General features: G+C 35.7%; 14 protein-coding genes and 1 tRNA gene. 8 read left to right on the top strand and 7 right to left on the bottom strand.

Features of this window, described 5'->3' with window-relative positions:
- The gene (locus tag HZR84_10875; GenBank protein QNL22421.1) at positions 1–2,079 is read left to right on the top strand and encodes a hypothetical protein; all 2,079 of its coding nucleotides are present in this window, start codon (positions 1–3) and stop codon (positions 2,077–2,079) included.
- Between the two features lies 1 nt (position 2,080).
- The gene (locus HZR84_10870; GenBank protein QNL22420.1) at positions 2,081–4,579 is read left to right on the top strand and encodes a T9SS type A sorting domain-containing protein; all 2,499 of its coding nucleotides are present in this window, start codon (positions 2,081–2,083) and stop codon (positions 4,577–4,579) included.
- A 29-nt stretch (positions 4,580–4,608) separates the two neighbouring features.
- Here the strand turns inward: HZR84_10870 and HZR84_10865 are convergent, their stop codons facing one another.
- Both HZR84_10865 and HZR84_10860 read right to left on the bottom strand, forming a co-directional pair.
- Complete coding sequence (locus HZR84_10865) at positions 4,609–7,143, bottom strand: ATP-dependent Clp protease ATP-binding subunit (protein QNL22419.1); 2,535 nt, start codon at positions 7,141–7,143, stop codon at positions 4,609–4,611.
- Positions 7,144–7,259: 116 nt separating this feature from the next.
- Positions 7,260–7,886, bottom strand: a complete 627-nt coding sequence (locus tag HZR84_10860) for a WbqC family protein (protein QNL22418.1) — start codon at positions 7,884–7,886, stop codon at positions 7,260–7,262.
- Positions 7,887–7,948: 62 nt separating this feature from the next.
- On the opposite strand from HZR84_10860, the gene HZR84_10855 reads away from it, so the two are divergent.
- Positions 7,949–9,421, top strand: coding sequence for a GWxTD domain-containing protein (locus HZR84_10855; protein ID QNL22417.1), 1,473 nt, complete (start codon positions 7,949–7,951; stop codon positions 9,419–9,421).
- On the opposite strand, the gene HZR84_10850 is transcribed toward HZR84_10855, so the two are convergent.
- Positions 9,412–10,035, bottom strand: a complete 624-nt coding sequence (locus HZR84_10850) for a threonylcarbamoyl-AMP synthase (protein ID QNL22416.1) — start codon at positions 10,033–10,035, stop codon at positions 9,412–9,414. The genes HZR84_10855 and HZR84_10850 overlap by 10 nt on opposite strands.
- Positions 10,036–10,147: 112 nt before the next feature.
- Here HZR84_10850 and mltG point away from each other — a divergent pair, with 112 nt between their 5' ends.
- The 5 genes from mltG to HZR84_10825 all read left to right on the top strand — a co-directional run bounded on the left by mltG (position 10,148) and on the right by HZR84_10825 (position 13,168).
- Positions 10,148–11,185: an endolytic transglycosylase MltG gene (gene mltG / locus HZR84_10845; protein QNL22415.1), complete on the top strand. Its 1,038-nt coding sequence runs from the start codon at positions 10,148–10,150 to the stop codon at positions 11,183–11,185.
- Complete coding sequence (locus tag HZR84_10840; GenBank protein ID QNL22414.1) at positions 11,185–11,595, top strand: acyl-CoA thioesterase; 411 nt, start codon at positions 11,185–11,187, stop codon at positions 11,593–11,595. Before mltG ends, HZR84_10840 begins: the two co-directional genes overlap by 1 nt.
- Positions 11,588–12,547 carry a YihY/virulence factor BrkB family protein gene (locus HZR84_10835; GenBank protein QNL22413.1) on the top strand — a complete coding sequence of 320 codons (960 nt, stop codon included), beginning with the start codon at positions 11,588–11,590 and terminating at the stop codon, positions 12,545–12,547. Before HZR84_10840 ends, HZR84_10835 begins: the two co-directional genes overlap by 8 nt.
- Positions 12,548–12,790: 243 nt before the next feature.
- The gene (locus tag HZR84_10830) at positions 12,791–13,036 is read left to right on the top strand and encodes a GIY-YIG nuclease family protein (protein ID QNL22412.1); all 246 of its coding nucleotides are present in this window, start codon (positions 12,791–12,793) and stop codon (positions 13,034–13,036) included.
- Between the two features lie 47 nt (positions 13,037–13,083).
- Positions 13,084–13,168 (top strand) — tRNA-Ser (locus HZR84_10825).
- A gap of 753 nt (positions 13,169–13,921) precedes the next feature.
- Here HZR84_10825 and HZR84_10820 read toward each other — a convergent pair.
- Genes HZR84_10820 through HZR84_10805 form a run of 4 tightly spaced genes read right to left on the bottom strand, consistent with a single transcriptional unit; the run spans position 13,922 to position 19,478 of the window.
- Positions 13,922–14,377 (bottom strand): hypothetical protein, encoded by a 456-nt coding sequence (locus tag HZR84_10820; protein QNL22411.1) that lies wholly within the window; start codon positions 14,375–14,377, stop codon positions 13,922–13,924.
- Positions 14,346–15,479, bottom strand: a complete 1,134-nt coding sequence (locus tag HZR84_10815; protein ID QNL22410.1) for a class I SAM-dependent RNA methyltransferase — start codon at positions 15,477–15,479, stop codon at positions 14,346–14,348. Before HZR84_10815 ends, HZR84_10820 begins: the two co-directional genes overlap by 32 nt.
- 30 nt (positions 15,480–15,509) lie before the next feature.
- Entirely contained in the window at positions 15,510–16,166 is a 657-nt protein-coding gene (locus tag HZR84_10810; protein ID QNL22409.1) for an SDR family NAD(P)-dependent oxidoreductase, read from the bottom strand.
- Positions 16,167–16,199: 33 nt separating this feature from the next.
- Positions 16,200–19,478 carry a SpoIIE family protein phosphatase gene (locus HZR84_10805; GenBank protein QNL22408.1) on the bottom strand — a complete coding sequence of 1,093 codons (3,279 nt, stop codon included), beginning with the start codon at positions 19,476–19,478 and terminating at the stop codon, positions 16,200–16,202.
- Between the last annotated feature and the right edge of the window lie 40 nt (positions 19,479–19,518).

Below are 19,518 nucleotides of genomic sequence, written 5' to 3'. Positions count from 1 at the left end.
ATGAATTTCTCACTTACTTTCGAATATTCTCCATTGCTTCTTATTCCCGCAATAATTCTCGCTGCATTATTGAGTTTATTGCTTTATCGAAAAGAAGAAAGGATAAGTAAAAATATAAGAATTGTACTCTTTGCACTAAGATTTGTACTATTTACTCTACTTTTTATTTTGTTAATCAATCCCATAATTAAGCATTTCGAAAATCGAATAGAAAAGCCTGCTTTTGTGATTGCTTTGGATAACTCAAGTTCATTAGGCACTTATTTAGAAACTGAACCACTTGAAATATTAAATAATTCATTTCAAAGCTTAAAAAAATCAGCACTTGAACGGGATATAAGTCTTGAAATAGTAAATCTCAATGATGAAGTCCTTGATATAAACGATAGTCTGACATTCGATTCAAAGAAAACCGATCTTTCTTCTATGTTGAAAAATATTGATAAAAGATATGAAAATCGAAACTTAAGCGGCATTTTATTGATATCGGATGGCCTTTTTAATCGCGGTGTTTCACCATTATATATGCAATATTCCAATCGAATTTCAACACTTGGACTGGGTGATACATCAACAGTTAAGGATGTATGGATAAATGATATCCAGTATAATGAAGTGGCTTTCCTCGATAATTACTTTCCAATTAAGGTATCCATACAACAAAATGGCTTTGAAAATACCAATGTGAAGGTTCAAATTCTAAGTAGTGGCACTGTTCTAAAGGAAGAAACATTAATCTTTAAACAGAATGAAAGCTTAAAATCGACCAACTTCAAGGTTTTGGCCAAAAATACGGGTCAACAGCGATTGCGGATTAAGGCGATAGCCCAAAATGAAGATCCAAAAAGACAGGAAAACAATGTAAGAGATATTTATTTAGAAATTATAGATGGAAAGGATAAAGTGCTTGTATTATCATTGAATCCACATCCTGACATAAAAGCAATAAAAGATGCACTTTCAAAAAGTTTGAATTACGATGTCATAAGTGTTTCTCTGGCGACTGAGGTAATGCCGGAAGAAAAATTTGACCTGGTAATTATGCATCAAATCCCTAATCTTCAAAATGTAGGAAATGCTTACGTCCGAAAATTTATTGAAAAAGAAGTTCCAATTTGGTTTATATTGGGGCCATCCAGTGATTATTACAACCTAAACAGGGAATTTAAGGGAATAAATATTAATGCCAGAGTCCGTCAAATGGATGACGTTAATCCATATATAAATCCGGATTTTCAAAAATTCAAATTACCTGATAACACTGAGCAGCTCATTCCAAAACTACCGCCAATAGAAGTCCCCTTTGCCAATTTTGAACTCGGGGAAGGGTCTGAAATAATCCTGTACCAGGCTGTCAATAGAATCAATACAGGTAAGCCACTTTTAGCTATTCAACAAGTCTCAAATAATAAATTCGGAATGCTTTTGGGCGATGGCTTATGGGCCTGGAGAATGCACGAATATTCTATAAACGAAAATTTTGAATTTACTGATGCACTTATTAATAAAATGGTTCAATTTCTTTCTCTAAAGGAAGACAAGCGCAAATTTAGAATCAGAATAAAAAATGAAGACGATCTTTATGAAAGCAATACGGTGTTTTTTGAATCGGAAATATACAATGATATATTCGAGCCCATATTTGGGAATAAGATTCAAATGAAAGTCAGAAACGAATCAGGTGCAGTAACAGAATATAATTTCACAAATAGCAAAGACCGGGAATTTGGTATTAAAGGGCTTGAGCCCGGTATATATAGCTATAATGCCAATACTGAAGTAGATAATAAAAACTACCAAGTGAAAGGTCAGTTTTCAATTCGAAAAATGGAACTTGAATTATTAAGTTCACAGGCTGATTTTAATTTATTGAAACGATTGGCAGAAAGCAACGGCGGTGATTTTTTCACAAGTATAAATGAAGAAAATATTGATCAAATTCTTGGGAATGAAAGCAAAGGAATAATCCATAGCAGGGAAGTCAATATCGATTTCATATCTTTATATTGGATATTCTTTGTTGGATTATTACTGATTACAATCGAATGGTTCATCAGAAAATATTCGGGAACTTACTAGAATGAGATATTTGCTGATTATATTTTTCTTGCTGGGCACTCGGGTTTTTGCACAAATTTCCGAAAAAAGCTCACCACTTTCTTTTGATAATGTGCTTCAAGAAAAAGTGAATAGCATTGAGCTTCCAAAAGTCAATGTTGAAAGATTGTTGCTTGAGGACAGCCTTGATCAATTGCGCAATCGCCCGATGCGTTTTGGAAAAGCTCATGAAGTTTCTATTTCCATTGCTAATTCTTCTACTAAAGAAATTATTAATGATGAAACAAAAGTGTGGAGACTCGAGCTCCTTTGTCCAGAGGCGTTCAGCATTAATTTGATATACAGTGATTTCAGGATTCCAAAAGGTGGTAAATTATTTTTATACAATAAAGACCGCAGCTATCTTTTAGGTGCTTTTACTTCTTCAAACAATACTGATGAAAACCCTGAATTTGCCACAGGTTTAATCCCAGGTGAAAAACTGGTTTTAGAATACAATTCACCAATCTCCTCGCCGGATCCCAAAATTGAAATCAGCAGTGTGATTCACGGATATAAGAATTTCTTCCTCTTTGGTGATTCAGGACCATGTAATAATAATGTTAATTGTCCTGAGGGATTAGATTGGGTCGATCAAACAAACAGCGTTGCCATGATAGTTCTGGCTGGTGGAACACGCTGGTGTAGTGGTGCTATGATTAATAATACCTGTGAAGATGGAACACCATATTTTTTAACAGCAAATCATTGTCTGACAGGCGCCGGGGTCAGTAACTGGATGTTTTACTTTAATTATCAAAGTCCTAGCTGTGCCAATATCGACGGGCCAACCAATCAAATTGTAAGTGGCGCCAGTTTGGTAGCGACATCCGCAACTAGTGATTTTGCCCTTCTGGAATTAGATAGCAGGCCACCTCTGGCATACAACGTGTTTTATTCAGGATGGTCAAATATAAATACAAGTACAGATACAGCTGTTGCTATTCATCATCCCAGCGGAGATATAAAAAAAATAAGTTTTTCTTATCAAAGTACAGAATCTACGGACTACCTTTCATCAAACATAGATACCAATGAAACGCATTGGCGCATCCCCGCATGGGACGACGGGACCACAGAAGGGGGCTCATCCGGATCTCCGCTTTTTAATACCGACAAGCAGATTGTAGGCCAACTTCATGGAGGATATGCTTCATGCACAAATATTACCAGCGACTGGTATGGGAAGTTTTCGTACAGCTGGGTAAAAGGAAGTAATAGTTCAGCACGTCTCTCAGATTGGTTAGATCCTTCTCAGGGGCCAAATGACACGCTAGGTGGAAACTATTTTACTTTTACACCCACACTTGAAGCTTCTATAGGGAAAATAAGTTCTCCCGATGAAAACTCTTGTTATCGCATACAGGTGCCTCAAATTAGCATTAGAAATAAGGGCACTGATACCATTGCATCCCTGGAATTATCCTGGGAAATCCAAGGGCAATCACCGGATACACTGGCATGGACGGGAATACTCTTACCGGGACTGGAAGCAATCATTCAATTAGATACCATCAACTTTTTACCGGGGAATTATACCCTGATTGGTGAAATATTAACAGTCAACGGGCAAGCCGATTATAATCAATGTAATAATTTGAAATCTAAATCCTTCTCAATTATTGATGGAAATGAAGTGACTTTTAAAATGTTTGCCGATAATTGGCCGGAAGAACTTAATCTGGAAATTGCTGACACAAATGGACTTGTACTTTTTAATGAAGCCAGTTTTCAAGCCAATGTCCTGGATTCTTTTTTATTTTGTTTGAGTCCCGGTTGTTATGATTTTACTGTTTATGACAGTTGGGGTGATGGCCTAACCGGTGGGGGTTTTTTCAATATTGAATTTAACGATTCCATTTATTTCACAGCATCGGGTGCCTTTGGAAATTGTACGGGATCCCAAATGCCAAATGGTTGTTCTGTAACATACAGGTTATGTTTAGATACAAATACAGTGTTGCAAATACCGATTGCTAATTTTCAAGTATCAGATACCTTATTTAATACAGGAGATACGGTTTTTATTCAAGATTTTTCAGGCAATTTCCCTGACACCTGGGAGTGGCTGCTAAGTTCTGATTCTTCTTCCTCTAATTTTACCTCGCAAAATGTTGAATTTGTTCTTCAGACCGAAGGTTGGTATGATATAAGTTTAAAAGTTTCTAATGTATTTGGCTCAGATAGTATTTATGTGGACAGGGCATTCAGAGTTGAAAAATCGTCGAGCTTAAATTCATTTGAGATTGCCAGCAAAATAAAAATCTTCCCAAATCCTGCGAGAGAAATTTTAAATATTAAAAATTACAACAATGAAGAATTATTAATTCAACTGTTGAATGTAGAGGGACAATTATTAAAAAATGTTATCAGTAATGCTACTATGATTAGTATTGATATCTCATCTTTACCCAATGGTATTTATATTTTGAAATTCTCTACCAATACAAATTCAGACACAAGAAAAATAATAATTGAATAAAAAAGCCCTGAAAAAATCAGGGCTTCATACTATTCTTTTGGTTGTTCCTTTTTCTTCTTTTTCTTGATCTTAATTGTAAGGTTTTCAGCACCTTCTTTATAATCAGCAGATAAGATATCGCCTTCATTTATATCGCCTTTCAGTATCTCTTCAGCAATTGCATCTTCAAGATATTTCTGAATAGCTCTATTTAAAGGCCGAGCTCCAAACTGTGGATCGTATCCTTTTTCAGATAAAAACTCTTTGGCTTTAACCGTTAATTCAACACCATACCCCATGGCATCTATCCTATTGAATACCGTTTCTAAAGCATTATCAATAATTCTGAATATATGCTCTTTTTCCAGTGAATTAAAGACAATTATATCGTCAAGCCTATTGATAAACTCCGGGGAAAAAGTTTTCTTCAAGGCTTTCTGTATGGTTCCTTTTACAATATCATCCTGGTTCGATTGTCTGGATTGTGTATTAAATCCAATGCCCATACCAAAATCTTTGAGATCCCTTACTCCAATGTTAGAAGTCATGATGATCACCGTATTTCTAAAATCTACTCTCCTTCCGAGTCCATCTGTAAGTATGCCATCATCCAGCACTTGCAATAAAATATTAAAGACATCTGGATGGGCTTTTTCAATTTCATCCAATAAGACAACCGAATAAGGCTTCCTTCTTACTTTTTCTGTTAATTGACCGCCTTCTTCATATCCCACATATCCCGGAGGTGCTCCGACAAGTCGCGATACAGAGAATTTCTCCATGTATTCGCTCATATCTATTCGCACAAGCGAATCTTCCTTATCAAACAAATAAGTAGACAGGACTTTTGCCAGTTCTGTTTTACCAACACCGGTTGGCCCTAAAAATATAAATGAACCAATTGGTTTTTTCGGATCTTTAAGACCTACTCTTGTTCTTTGAATTGCCTTAGTCAGTTTTCTAATTGCCTCTTCCTGCCCGATAACCTTACCCGAGAGGTCTTTATCCATATCTTTCAATTTGGAGCTTTCTTTTTCAGCAACTCGTTTAGTAGGTATTCCGGTCATCATGGCAATTACTTCTGCCACATTTTCCTCATCGACAGTGTATTTTCTTTTTTTGGTTTCTTCCTCCCAATCGTTTTTCGCGATATCCAATTGCTCCAGAAGCTTTTTTTCCTTATCCCTCAGTTGTGCAGCCTCTTCGTATTTTTGGCTTTTTACAACTTTATTTTTCTCTTTTTTTACATTTTCAATTGCCTCTTCAAGCTTCACTATACTATCGGGTACATGGATATTATTTAAATGAACTCTGGCACCTGTTTCATCTAAAACGTCAATGGCCTTATCCGGTAAGAACCTATCGCTAATATATCTATCAGACAATTTTACACATGCATTTATAGCCTCAGGCGTATAATTTACATTGTGGTGATCTTCGTATTTTTCTTTGATATTGTTAAGGATTTCAATGGTTTCTTCAACAGAAGTAGAATCAACCATCACTACCTGAAATCTTCTTGCCAGCGCGCCATCTTTTTCAATATACTGACGGTATTCGTCCAAAGTTGTCGCACCAATGCATTGTATCTCGCCTCTGGCCAAGGCCGGTTTAAACATATTTGAAGCATCTAATGAGCCACTTGCTCCTCCTGCTCCAACTATTGTATGAAGTTCATCAATGAAAAGAATGACATTGGTAGCTTTTTCAAGCTCATTCATAACTGCTTTCATTCTTTCTTCAAACTGACCTCTATATTTTGTTCCTGCCACCAATGACGCGAGATCCAGGGTAACCACTCTTTTGCCAAATAATACCCTTGAAACTTTTTTCTGAACAATTCTAAGTGCTAGGCCTTCAGCTATTGCGGTTTTACCAACTCCCGGCTCACCTATGAGTATTGGATTGTTTTTCTTTCTACGGCTTAATATTTGAGCAACACGCTCAATTTCCTTCTCTCTTCCAACAATAGGATCGAGTTTATCGGTCTCTGCTAACTTTGTTAAATCTCTTCCAAAGTTATCTAAAACAGGCGTTTTTGATTTTTCTGCACCTGATTTTGGGTTTTCGCCTTTTCCGCCTCCGCCACCAAAGAATTTGCTTGAATCCTCATCCGAATCTTCAGTTTCCTGACTAGAAACCGGGTTTTGATGGTGATATTCCAATAACTCTTTTACGACATCATAGCTGACGTCAAATTTTTCAAGGATTTGTGTGGCAATATTGTCTTCATCTCTTAAAATGGACAGCAATAAATGTTCTGTGCCGATGAGCTCACTTTTAAAAATTTTAGCCTCTAAATAGGTGATTTTTAAGACTTTTTCTGACTGCCTTGTCAGAGGAATATTTGAAAGATTCTTAATGTTTTGAGAAGCCGTTCCCATGGTTGCCTGTTCGATTGACATGCGAAGTTCGTCCAGTGATACCCCTAATTTTTTGAGCAAGGAAACAGCCATTCCTTCACCCTCGCGAATCATGCCAAGCAATAAGTGTTCGGTACCAATATAATCATGGCCCAAACGCAATGCTTCTTCTCTGCTTAATGAAATGACTTCTTTTACTCTATTTGAAAATTTTGCTTCCATAAATATTAATACGGCTTAATGGCCTTAGGTAAAGGTAACATTTAATTCTTTTTAATGCTACGCACAATTTATATATGTAAGATCAGATTAAAAAACGCACAGTTACCAAATTTTGTTTAAGTCTTTTTTAGATACAATACTGATTCCGGTCCCTGGTTAAAAATCAAATCAATTATGCTCAATCCATCAACAAAATCATTGCCAAATTGCTGTTGGTATGCCAATTCGTCTTGTTTCTGACTAAAATAAACATCCCAATTTTTAAATCGTTCCATTTCCAACTCGAATTGAGATGTATTCAATAAATTAGATTTTTCCTCACTTAGGAGAAGCATTTTCTTATTTATTCCCAAAATTTTTAAACATATGCTTAGCTGTTGAAGGTTAAATTCAAGAAGGTTATCAGGTGGATTTTTTATTAGCGATTCAAAATAATCTGAATAGTACTCAAAAAAGGGAGCCTTACCATATGCAGTTTTAATTGATCTCCAGTGATTCTTTAACCATTTTTGTGTTTTGTCTATTTTAATATCTCTTATAGATTTTCCTCTCCAGGGTTTCTGCACAGGGTATGTAATCATAAGTGGGCCCTGAGATGTCAAAATATCAAAATGATTTCTTAAACTTTGTTTTTTATATACCTCAAGATCATTGATAATTAGCCTCTTTGCTACTTTTATTTGGTCAAAATAAGATTTTGGCGGAAGCAGATAAGATGGTAAAATGATGAAATCCTTGTTCATGTATGAATTCAAATTGATTAAAAACGGTTATCTTAATAGCTTTGAAGTCTTTGAAAACAAATATGATTAAAAAACTACTTCTGATCCTTTCAATTTCATTTTTCATTTCAAATGAAACTTACTCACAGGGAATAGCTGCTACGCTGGACTATTGTAATTTCAAGGCCAATGATTCTTTGGGATTATTTGAGTACTATTTAAGCTTTCCGGCCAACACTTTAACACACAGAAAAAGCTCAGAGGGAAAACTGGTATCTGAAGTAAAAGTCATTGCCGGAATGGTAAAGCAAAATGATACTGTTTTTATCGACTCTTATCGCTTATCGAATTCTCCAAATTCCGAAATAAGTTTAAAAACTGAGGAATATCTAACTCAGCACAGAGTAATTCTTCCGGTTGGTGAATATTCATTTTTCCTTTATGCAAGCGATCTGGCCAGTGGGGAGCCTTCGAATCTAAGTGTAAACTTTCCTGTAAAAATAGGTTTTGATAATGCCTTGTTGCAGATGAGTGATATTCAAAATTTAAAATCCTATAAATCATCTAAAAAACAAGCTCCAAACGTAAAAAATGGAATAGAAATGATTTCAAGAAATTCAAACTTCTTTGCAAAAGCAGATGATCGCTATATCTTTTATCTCGAAGTGTATAACTCGGATGAGGTCATTGGAAAAGATGCTACGTATTTACTTGAAGCGCGTATTACAAATGCCAGAACGGGAGAAAAAATTGACAAAACAGGTATTTTCAAAAAACTTAAGGCTGATGGCGTTAATCCTGTATTAGCAGAAATAGATTTATCTCCAGTACCATCAGGTGATTATAACCTGGTTTTGGAAATCAAGGATCGCACCAATAATTCACTTTATTCAAAAGAGAAATATTTCCAGCGTTTTCATCCCGATTTGATTGTTGAAAATGAAGATGAAAAAGCCATAGAACTCGACTCCAACAATTATGACCCCTGTCAAATTGCTGAAACCATTAATATGAAAAACCTTGATTTCCTGGTGGATGCATTAATGCCTATGGCAAAACAAAATGAAAGGGCCTTCGCAGAAGCGGTAGTAAATTCAGGGGATGAAAAACAGAAAATTAATTTCTTGTGCTACTTCTTTCAGAAAAGAGAAACTAAAGATAAAGATGCAAGAATCTTATTTTTAGAATATAAAGACCGGGTTGAAATTGTAGAAAGGAAATACAAGACGCAGACCATGCCCGGATATCAAACAGATCGCGGAAGAGTCTATATTCAATATGGAAAGCCCAACCGTATTGACGATGAGTTTTCTGATATGTCGAGAAGTGCCATTAACAATGCAATAATTCCATATGAAAAATGGATTTATTATTCAGTTACCGAACCTCAACCACAAAGCAATGTTCAATTTGTTTTTGCTCAGACCAACCGTGCTAATTTTAACTATGAAATTGTTCATTCAACAGCCATAGGTGAGATTAGCAACCCAAACTGGAAGCAAGAAATTTCGAGCAAAATGATGTTCAGTGAAGACCCAAGTCAGGATTACAGATAAATTTCTCCCAGGCCCTGTCTGATAATTTCGTATTTCGGTGTAGTGCAATCGATAATAGTTGATGGAACGTTATGACCATATCCCCCGTCAATAATAACATCAGCTTTGTTTTTATACATTTCGAAAATCTCAGCCGGATCCGTAGGGTATTCTACAATATCATCATCCAGCTTTAATGAAGAAGTAATTATGGGATTTCCAAGCGACCTGACCAATTGACGAATTATATTATTGTCCGGAATTCGAATTCCAACAGTTTTCTTTTTGACATTTAAAATTTTTGGCACTCTCGAACTGGATTCCAAAATAAAGGTAAAAGGACCGGGCAAATATTTCTTCATTAGCTTAAATGAAGTATTATCAGGTCCTTTAACATATTCAGAAATATGGCTCAGATCATTGCAGATAAACGAAAGATTCATTTGTTTTCCCTTAATACCTAATACCTGAATCAGCTTTGTAATGGCTTTGGAATTATAGATATCACAACCAATACCATAGACTGTATCCGTAGGGTATACAATAAGTGCTCCCAGTTCAAGCGCTTCAACAACCTGATCTATTTTTCTTTGTTCTGGATTAACGGGATGAATTTTTAACAATTCTGCTTCCATAATATTGCATTAAATATATGGTTAAGGAGTGTTCAAGTCAAACAATCAACTGATTTTTGGTTTAAAATATTTGATTTTATTTTAAGAGTCTATTTTGATCTAATTTTGTGACATGAAAGCTAAAAAAGCGCGACTGCCGCTTGTACTTTTATTTTCAGGTGTAATGATAATATCATTCACATTTTATTTTTATCAGGTATTCTTTGCCGCTAATTTCCTTGTAGGCCAGAATAAGCCCTATTATCTTGAAATAGAGAAAGGGACATTATTTAAAGAGCTGGTATCCCAAATGAATGAAGATGAAGTATTAAGTGATGCTCTTTCATTTTCATTTGTGTCAAAAGTTCTAGATTATCAAGATAAGGTGCGATCAGGTAGGTATTTGATCAGTCCAAATTCTAACAATATAGATATTGTAAGAAAGCTAAGAGCAGGTATTCAGGTTCCTGTGACGGTGACATTTAACAACATAAGAACTAAAAAAGACCTTTGCGAAAAAATTTGTAAATACATTGAAATGGATCCGGAGCTACTCGAAGCAAAACTTCGGGATCCTGAGTTTTGCAGAAAATATGGTAAGGACACTTTTACAATTGTGAATTTATTTATTCCAAATACTTATGAAATGTATTGGCAACAAAATCCGGAAGAGCTATGCGATCGAATGCAAAGAGAGTATCAACATTTTTGGAATGAAGTAAGAATTGATAAAGCGGCAAAAATCAACTTAAAAAGAGATGAGGTTAGTATTTTAGCTTCTATCGTCCAGGCAGAGACGCGTTGGAACGATGAAAAATCAAAAATTGCAGGTGTTTATTTAAACAGATTAAAAAAAGGCATTCCATTACAGGCAGATCCCACTCTGGTATTTGCAACCGGAAATTTTCAGTTAAAAAGGGTTTTAAATGTTCACAAGGATATTGACTCACCATATAATACCTATAAAAATCAGGGACTTCCTCCGGGACCGATAAATTTACCTTCAATTTCTTCAATTGATGCAGTATTAAATGCCGAAGATCATAACTATTACTATTTTTGCGCTAAAGAAGATTTCTCGGGATATCACAATTTTGCGAGTACCATCAGAGAACACATTAACAACGCCAATCGTTATCAACGAGCTTTAAATAGAGCGAATATCAAATAATGTTCGAGACAGAAGTTAAAATCAGAGTTCGGTATTCAGAAACAGACCGTATGGGCTATGTATATTATGGGCACTATGCTACCTATTTTGAAGTTGCCAGAGTTGAGGCAATTAGAGAAATAGGCTTTAGCTACAAAAAATTAGAAGATGAGCATGGAATTCTTCTTCCCGTACGTGAAAATTGGTCCAGATTTATTGCTCCGGCCTTCTATGATGATTTATTGACTGTAAATGTCAGCATAAAAGAAATGCCAACCATTCGTTTTGATTTTCATTATAAAATCTTCAGAAATGATAATGAGCATATCCATAGCGGAAAGACTACATTGGTTTTTATCAACAAACAAAGTGGAAAGCCCTGTAAGCCGCCACAAGAACTTAGCGATCATTTAAAACCTTATTTTGAGTAGAATTAAGAAGTATAAAGAGCGCATAGAAAGGTCAATACACTACAGAAATTTTATAGATTTTCTAAAGAATACCCACATCACCGGAAATAGGGTGCCTCTTTGGAATTTTGGAAAAATTTTCTGGAAAAAATTAGTCAATGATGAAATTTCAATGATGGCCTATGGCGTGGCCTTTAATTTCACCTTTGCCATTTTCCCTTCATTAATATTTATGTTTACCGTAATTCCGTACATACCAATTGAAAATTTAAATGTAAAGATCCTGGATTTCCTTCAGGAAGTCGTCCCAGGTAAAATTTATAACAATGCTGAAGGTACAATCAATGATATAGTGAGCAAACCAAGAGGAGGCTTATTGTCATTTGGATTTTTCTTTGCGTTATTTTTGGCGACAAACGGAATGGATGCCTTAATAGCGGCATTTAATGCGTGTTATAAAACAAAAGAAACAAGAAACTACATTTATAGAAGGTGGATTTCATTAATTCTAACCGTCGTATTAGCCCTGATTTTATTTTTTGCCATCGCAATTTTAATCATTGGAAGATTTGCCCTTGATACCATGGTTGAATGGCAAATTTTGCAAACTGACACGACCTATTATTTGCTCTATATTCTTAAATATCTGGTGATTGGTTTAATTTTTCTATTGGGAGTTTCAGTGATTTATTACTGGGCACCTTCCATCCATAAAAGATGGCGTTTCTTTTCATATGGTGCAATTCTGGCTACTGTTTTGTGTATTTTAGTTTCGCTTGCCTATACCTATTATTTTAATCATTTTGCCTCATACAACAGGCTTTACGGTTCAATAGGTGCTATGATTGGGCTTATGTTATGGCTGTACTTCATATCCTTTATTTTATTATTTGGATTTGAGTTAAATGCCAGTCTTGAAAAATCGCAAATACTTCAACAGAAATTAAGACATCGCAAAAGAAATAACCGATAATCGGTTTGATAAAATTAACAGAGTGTATTAGTTTTGCCCTCCCGTTTTACACCTTCGCTTAGGCTTCTGTGGACGGGCCTTAAAAAAAGAGCATTGGCTCTTAAAAATTTATTAGAGGAGTGGCAGATTTACCTGCCGAAAGGCAGGGTGGTCGTCACATAGTGGTCCCTTCGGGGAATGCGGCGGTCTTGTCCCAAAGGGATCCCTTCGGGAAAAACCGTTGAACCACAATTAAGAATGTAAATGGCGTTCTTTGCATACATATTGAAAAGTAAAAGAGTAAATCGACACTATTATGGCCATTCGAAGAATATTGAGAATAGACTAAAAGACCATAATAATGGAAAAGTAAGATCAACAAAATCTTACAGACCCTGGGAGTTGGTTTATTATGAAACTTTTGAGACCAAGTCAGATGCCTACAAAAAAGAAATGTTTTTCAAATCGATTGAAGGATATAATTTTTTGAAACTAAAAGGCATTATTTAGAACTTTGAATCTTAGGCTGGAATCCTAAATTAGGATTCTAAAAAATTAGAGGAGTGGCAGAGTGGTCGAATGCGGCGGTCTTGAAAACCGTTGTACCGCGAGGTACCGGGGGTTCGAATCCCTCCTCCTCTGCACTGAATGAGTCCCGGGTGAAAGCCCGGGATTTTTTGTTTAAGGATGCGATTGATATTTTGTTTCAAAGAGCTTCATTAAACAAAAAATGGGTACTGCGATAGCAGTACCATTCAGTGCATGCCCACCCAAAATGGGATATTTCATCATCCCTCCTATCATTTTTCTTATTCCTTGGAACATCCGAAAAAAACCGATCCAGGTGAGGTAGGCTTTGTTTGCACAAGATATCATGAATGGGATCGGCGGTGCCAATCCTAGTAAAATCATCCGAGTCGTCGGGAGCTCGCCCTACTGCCTGGCACGTCACTAAAAAGCTCCACCGGAGCTTTTCTTTACGTTCCGTCCTCTCCTCCTCTGCACTGAATGAGTCCCGGGTGAAAGCCCGGGATTTTTTGTTTAAGGATGCGATTGATATTTTGTTTCAAAGAGCTTCATTAAACAAAAAATGGGTACTGCGATAGCAGTAACATTCAGTGCATGCCCACCCAAAATGGGATATTTCATCATCCCTCCTATCATTTTTCTTATTCCTTGGAACATCCGAAAAAAACCGATCCAGGTGAGGTAGGCTTTGTTTGCACAAGATATCATGAATGGGATCGGCGGAGCCAATCCTAAAATTAAAATCAGAGTTTTCTACGAATAATTCTGATAGCATTAGAGTCGTCGGGAGCTGGCGCTACTGCCTGGCCCCTCACTAGTTAAAAACTTGAATCTTTGAATTTATAGGTATGAGTGAAGCGAATAAGCTTACTCAAACACCAAATCTTTTAAAAAGATGATCTTATAATAATTTAAGGAGCTGGAATTGAGTGAATCGGGAACTTTTACAATCCCGTATTGAAGTATTTGTTCGCTGCTGGTGTAGGGATAGGGTTTATAAAGAATTGACAATGACATACCATTTAAGTCCATATCCAAATGATATTCGTTATGACCAAAATTAATAGTTTCGATTTCATCCCAGACTTTAAAAGTTTTTTCACCTTCTGTACTGATCACTTCTATCCCTTTTCTTTTTTGGACTATTTTTTTAATGATTGGATTCCCCTCAATGGGTTGAAGGGCATTGAGATCTTTCCCTTTATAGGTCTGCAAGACATCGTGCGCGCCCAATTGTGAGAATGAATCTATTGAATGAACAAGACAAAAAATTACTGTAATCAATCGCATATTAATTTCTTTTTGAACCGGCGTATAATTCATATTTCTGAAATCTGCATTCAAGAGATCCATTATACAAGACAATTTTTTTTGAAGGTTTAAGTCTTAAATGTTTTAGGGCCTGAATATTAGAACTCAATACCCAGGCTTCAAAACCCTGAAAGTTATTTTTAAGCGCATCGCTTATCCCTTTATAAAAGACATTTATATCATAACTGTCAAGTCTTTCGCCATAGGGTGGATTCATTATCACAAAGCCATTTTTTAGCTCTGTCTTATTTCTCTCCATGCTGCTGTGTTTTAGCTTTATGTGTCGTTCTAGATTTAATTCCTTAATGGTCTCCTCCGTCTTTTGCAGAACCTTCTTATCATAATCACCGCCTTCAATTGACAATTCTTTTTCTAGAATCGCTTTTTCAGAATCTGCTCTTATCTTTTCCCAAAGGTCTCTGTCAAAGTTTTCCCAGTTCATAAATGAGAAATAGTTTCTTTTCCATTGTGGAGGGATGTTTAGTCCCAACATTGCCGCTTCAATTAATATTGTACCTGTTCCGCACATAGGATCAATCAGTGGCTTTTCAGCTGTCCAACCGCTTAATTTGATCATTCCGGCCGCCAAAACTTCATTTAATGGCGCAACATGTCCGGTCACTCTATATTTCCTTCTGTTTAAGGTTTCCCCGGAACTATCAATGGAGATTGTAAAATGATTTTCCGAACAATAGATATCCAATTGTATATCGGGATTATGTATATCGACATTTGGTCTCTTACCAAATTTATTTTTGAATTGATCGGCTATTGCATCTTTGGCTTTGAGAGCCACATATTTTGAATGTTGAAAAATACTTGAGCGAACTGTGTTATCTATCGCAAAGGTCTGGCTTAAATCTATATACTTTGACCAGTCGAATTGGCTTACCTTATTGTATAATTCATCTTCATTTGAGGCATCGAATTGATATAATGGAACAAGGATTTTTAGGGCTGTCCGCAAATGAAGATTTGCCGCATATAGAAATTCAATATCACCCTCACAACTTACAGCTCTTCGGGTCTTTCTTATGTTTTTTGCCCCCAGCTCTCTCAATTCCTCAGCAAGGATCTCTTCAAGGCCAAAGAGTGTTTTTACAAGAATATTCAATCAGGTTGTTTCAACAGTTCAAAAATGGGATTATTCAAAAATGATTTCTGTCTCCCAATCTTTCTCCTTTTGATTGTGAAGTTTCCAAAATTCTTCTGCTATTTTTTCAGGATCAAATTTGGTCCCTTTTTTCACCATCCCGTTTATAGTAATTGTTGCAACATGTATACCGTAATCCTTATACTCCTGCTCTAATGAAAATGTAAAATTTCGCAAGGCTGCTTTCCCAATCGCCAAAGAGGAATATTCGAAATGTGGATTAATACTTAGTCCTCCGCCTGTAAACAGGATGGTCCCCTTTTTCTTTTTCTTCATAGAAGGCAAGACCTCCTGCGCCGCAATTATTGCTCCGACAACATTGGTGCGAAAATCTCTTACTACATGATCGGGAATTAAGCGAGAAGGTATCCTTGGTTTGAGTACGCTTGCATTATAAATTAATACTTCCGGACTTTCATGCTCTAAAAATATGTGCTTAAAAGCCAGGCGAAAATGTTCTTCATCAGCTGCATTGGCTACTTTATAATCGGCTTTAATTTTTTCAGCTTCAAGTTCTTTTTTAAAATTTGCCAGCTTTTCTTCCGTTCGGCCGATCATATATATCTTATAACCTTCCTTACCAAATTTTCTAGCCAGGGCGGCACCATTCCCGGGTCCCATACCTACAAGTATTAAAGTTTTTGGCATCTATTAATATATTTTATTCAAAATTGATTTATCTCAAACTCTTACCCCAATTACACAAATATCATCCACCTGCTCGTGCGCGTCTCCATTGGAATCAGGATAAGAAATCCAATCATTAAATGTATTTTCAATGATTTCATGTTGCTTTATTACATCCTCATCCGCTATGCTCAAAAGTAATCTTTTAAAAGGTTTGTAGAAAAACTTTTTACCTTTTGGCCCACCAAACTGATCGGCATACCCATCGGTAAATAATACGATCATGTCATCTTTCAAAAGTTGAATTTCGTGATTGGTGAAATTCTTTCTATTTTCAAAAGCACCTATTGGCTGTTTGTCGGCTTTAATTTCAAACAGATTATGGCCTTTGTCATTCATGATTGAAGCTTGCGCTTCGCCATCGACAATTAGTTTTTCTTCTCCCTTTCTTATGACATACAGTGAATTATGCGCACCTGCATATTCCAATTTTAAATTTTTTCTATCGAGAGAGCATAAGGACATGTCCATACCGTCTTTAATTTCTTCTCGCTGAGCTCCTTGTTGATTTAAAGTGGTAGTGATAATTTCATTGAGTCTATCGAGTACTTCGCTCGGCCTGTTTAAGCGATATTCTCTAACCACCCTGTTTAATCCATTGTATCCAATAATACTCATAAAAGCTCCGGGAACACCGTGCCCTGTACAATCTACAGCAGCAATTAGTGTTTTTTCAGTTTTCTCATCCTTGTAATTTTCCAGCCAGTAAAAATCCCCACTCACAATATCTTTAGGCCTGTACATGACCCAGGCATTTTCTACGGACTTTTGAATTTTATCTTCGGCAGGAAGTGTGGCCATCTGAATTCGTTTTGCATAGCGAATACTGTCCAAAATATTTAAATTCTGTTTTTCAATCCTACCCTTTTGACTCTCCAGAACGGTATTCTTTGCTTCAATTTCGTCTTTTTGTGCAACAATTTCCTTTGTGTTTTCCTTAATAACTCTCTGAAGGCTAATGGTAGAAACGCGAATCGCAGCATATACAAAACCAATAAACCCAAAGAAATATAGCGTATAGGCCCAGGTAGTTAGATACCAGGGCGGTAAAATGGTAAATGAAAAACTGGCTTCTTCACTTTCATTTTCAAAAAAATCAATTGCTTTTACGCGCATGGTATATGAACCTCCCGGTAGGTTGGTGTAAACGGCTTCAGCTTCTTCACTCCAGTCAGTCCATACTTCATCGAATCCCTCAAGCATATATTTGAATTTCAGATCATCTTTGCGTTTGTAGCTATTTGCGCTAAATGAAAAACGCAAGGGTTTTTTACTGTAGTTATAGGTATTATTGATAAACCCTTCAAATACATGACCACCAAACAATATGGAATCCGGGTCATATTTGACTTGACTAATAAATGCTGTATAAGATTTTATTGGTTTAGGATTTAAATTCTTGATTCTGAATAATCCTTCTGAGCCCCCGACCCACAATTCTTGATTTACAGAATCGTAATAAGCAGAAAATTGTACTGCACTGCTTAAATCCATATACGGTTTATATACCCATTCTCCTGTTTCAAAATTATAAATGCCATTTTGAAATGATTCAGCATCTCTGTCTTTTGATGTGAGCCAAACAGCATTCTTGCCTGCTGGATACATATTTAAAATATTTCTCTCTTGTAAATTAAATGGGTGTTTGAATTTGTCTGATTTGCTAAAAGTATTTGACATGGAATCAAATTCAAAAATACCTCTTGTTGTGGCAAAAAATACTTCATCATGAATCAAAAAAGGGAAAACATAAGGGACATTTGGAAACCCATAAGTTGAGTCATAAAATTTGGGATTTGAAATGATTGAGGTATCAAGATTAGTTTCATTTATAAAATAAACTCCTGCAACTTTTCCTCTTGCACCGAGCCAAACATCTCCATTTTTTAGTGTAACGATTTTACGAATCTGTTTTTGAATTGTGTTGTTTTTAAACTCTTCTTCATATTTCCCATTGGTTAATATTGAAGTAATGACCCCATCATCATTTCCAATCCAGATTCTATTTTTATTGTATTTTGAATGAGCAATATCCCATGGAAGAGCCCCTAAAATGGTATCAGCATATCCACTTTCATTTAATATTTCAATTGTATTATCAGTTGCAAAACTTAACTTATCATTAAGATCATTTATTACTTCCAAAGACCAACATTCTCCCGTAACTTCTACAGCTGTGACAAATTTATTTTCTGATTGAATGTCTAGTTTAATAAGACCTTGTGAGCCACCAACAAATATTGAGTTTTCAAATTTTATCACATCATTGACCATTCCTCTCAGGTTTTCGGATGATTTGTATATTGAAAAAGGTGAATTGAGATCAATCACAGAAACGCCTTTATCCAGCGCAAGCCATAAATTACTTGATGAATCGATAAACATTTTCCTAATAAAGTCAATTTGCAATTCTGAATTGGCAGAGTTAATTCGCTTTAACAGTTGAAAGTTTTCATCAATTATTAAAAGTCCTTCATCTTCAGTACCAAATAAAACATTGTTATTGTAGACTAAAACATCTTTTATACTTATTGGCGAATTGGAAAATTCGTAGTCTATAATTTCTTTTTGTACTGCTTTACCTTTTTCTGGAAGTGAAAATATTATAACTCTACTTGAGCCAAATGAAACTATTGCATTATTAATAATTTTGAAGATTGACCCTTTACTAAATACATAATCACCATCGAATTCAATGTATTCTTGATCATTCCATTTTAAAAGTCCTTTCCCAATATCATTGATGTATAAATCATTTTGAAAAGTAAAACATCCACCAAAATTTAACTTCTTACTTACTGCGATTAACTTTTTTGATTGGAATTCAAAAATTCGGTTTTCACAAATAATGAATAATGAATTATTTAAGGCTTTAATAAGATTCATTCGGCCAAAACTTCTTAATGAATCGGGGATTTCATCAAGCAGGGATTTGTACTCCATTTCACCTTTGGCATTTTCCTGTATATAGCCCAGTTCGTTTTCGCCACCAGCAAAAATTATTTTGTCAGAGCTTTCTTCAAGAGCAAGTATTTTTTTTTCTTGATTGTAAACTTTACTCCATTCAACTCCATTATAAACCAATAAACCTCCATTATTCCCGACATATACCAGACCATCAGAAGCTACTAATATGCAATGGTTTTGAGGGTGTTTAAGTTGATATTCGTCCGGTGAAATATTATAAAGAGGCAAACGTCCCGATTTATGAAAGGGCTGAGCCAACATAGAATAATTCCAAACAAACAATATTAAAAAGAATAAAAACCTCATTTTAAATGGTCAATCTTTTAGGTCCATAGCCAGTTTGACA

This window comes from Hyphobacterium sp. CCMP332, from assembly GCA_014323545.1.
GTDB lineage: Bacteria > Bacteroidota > Bacteroidia > Cytophagales > CCMP332 > CCMP332.
The sequence above is the reverse complement of the archived record's forward strand: the minus strand, read 5'-3'. Positions and strand labels throughout refer to the sequence as shown.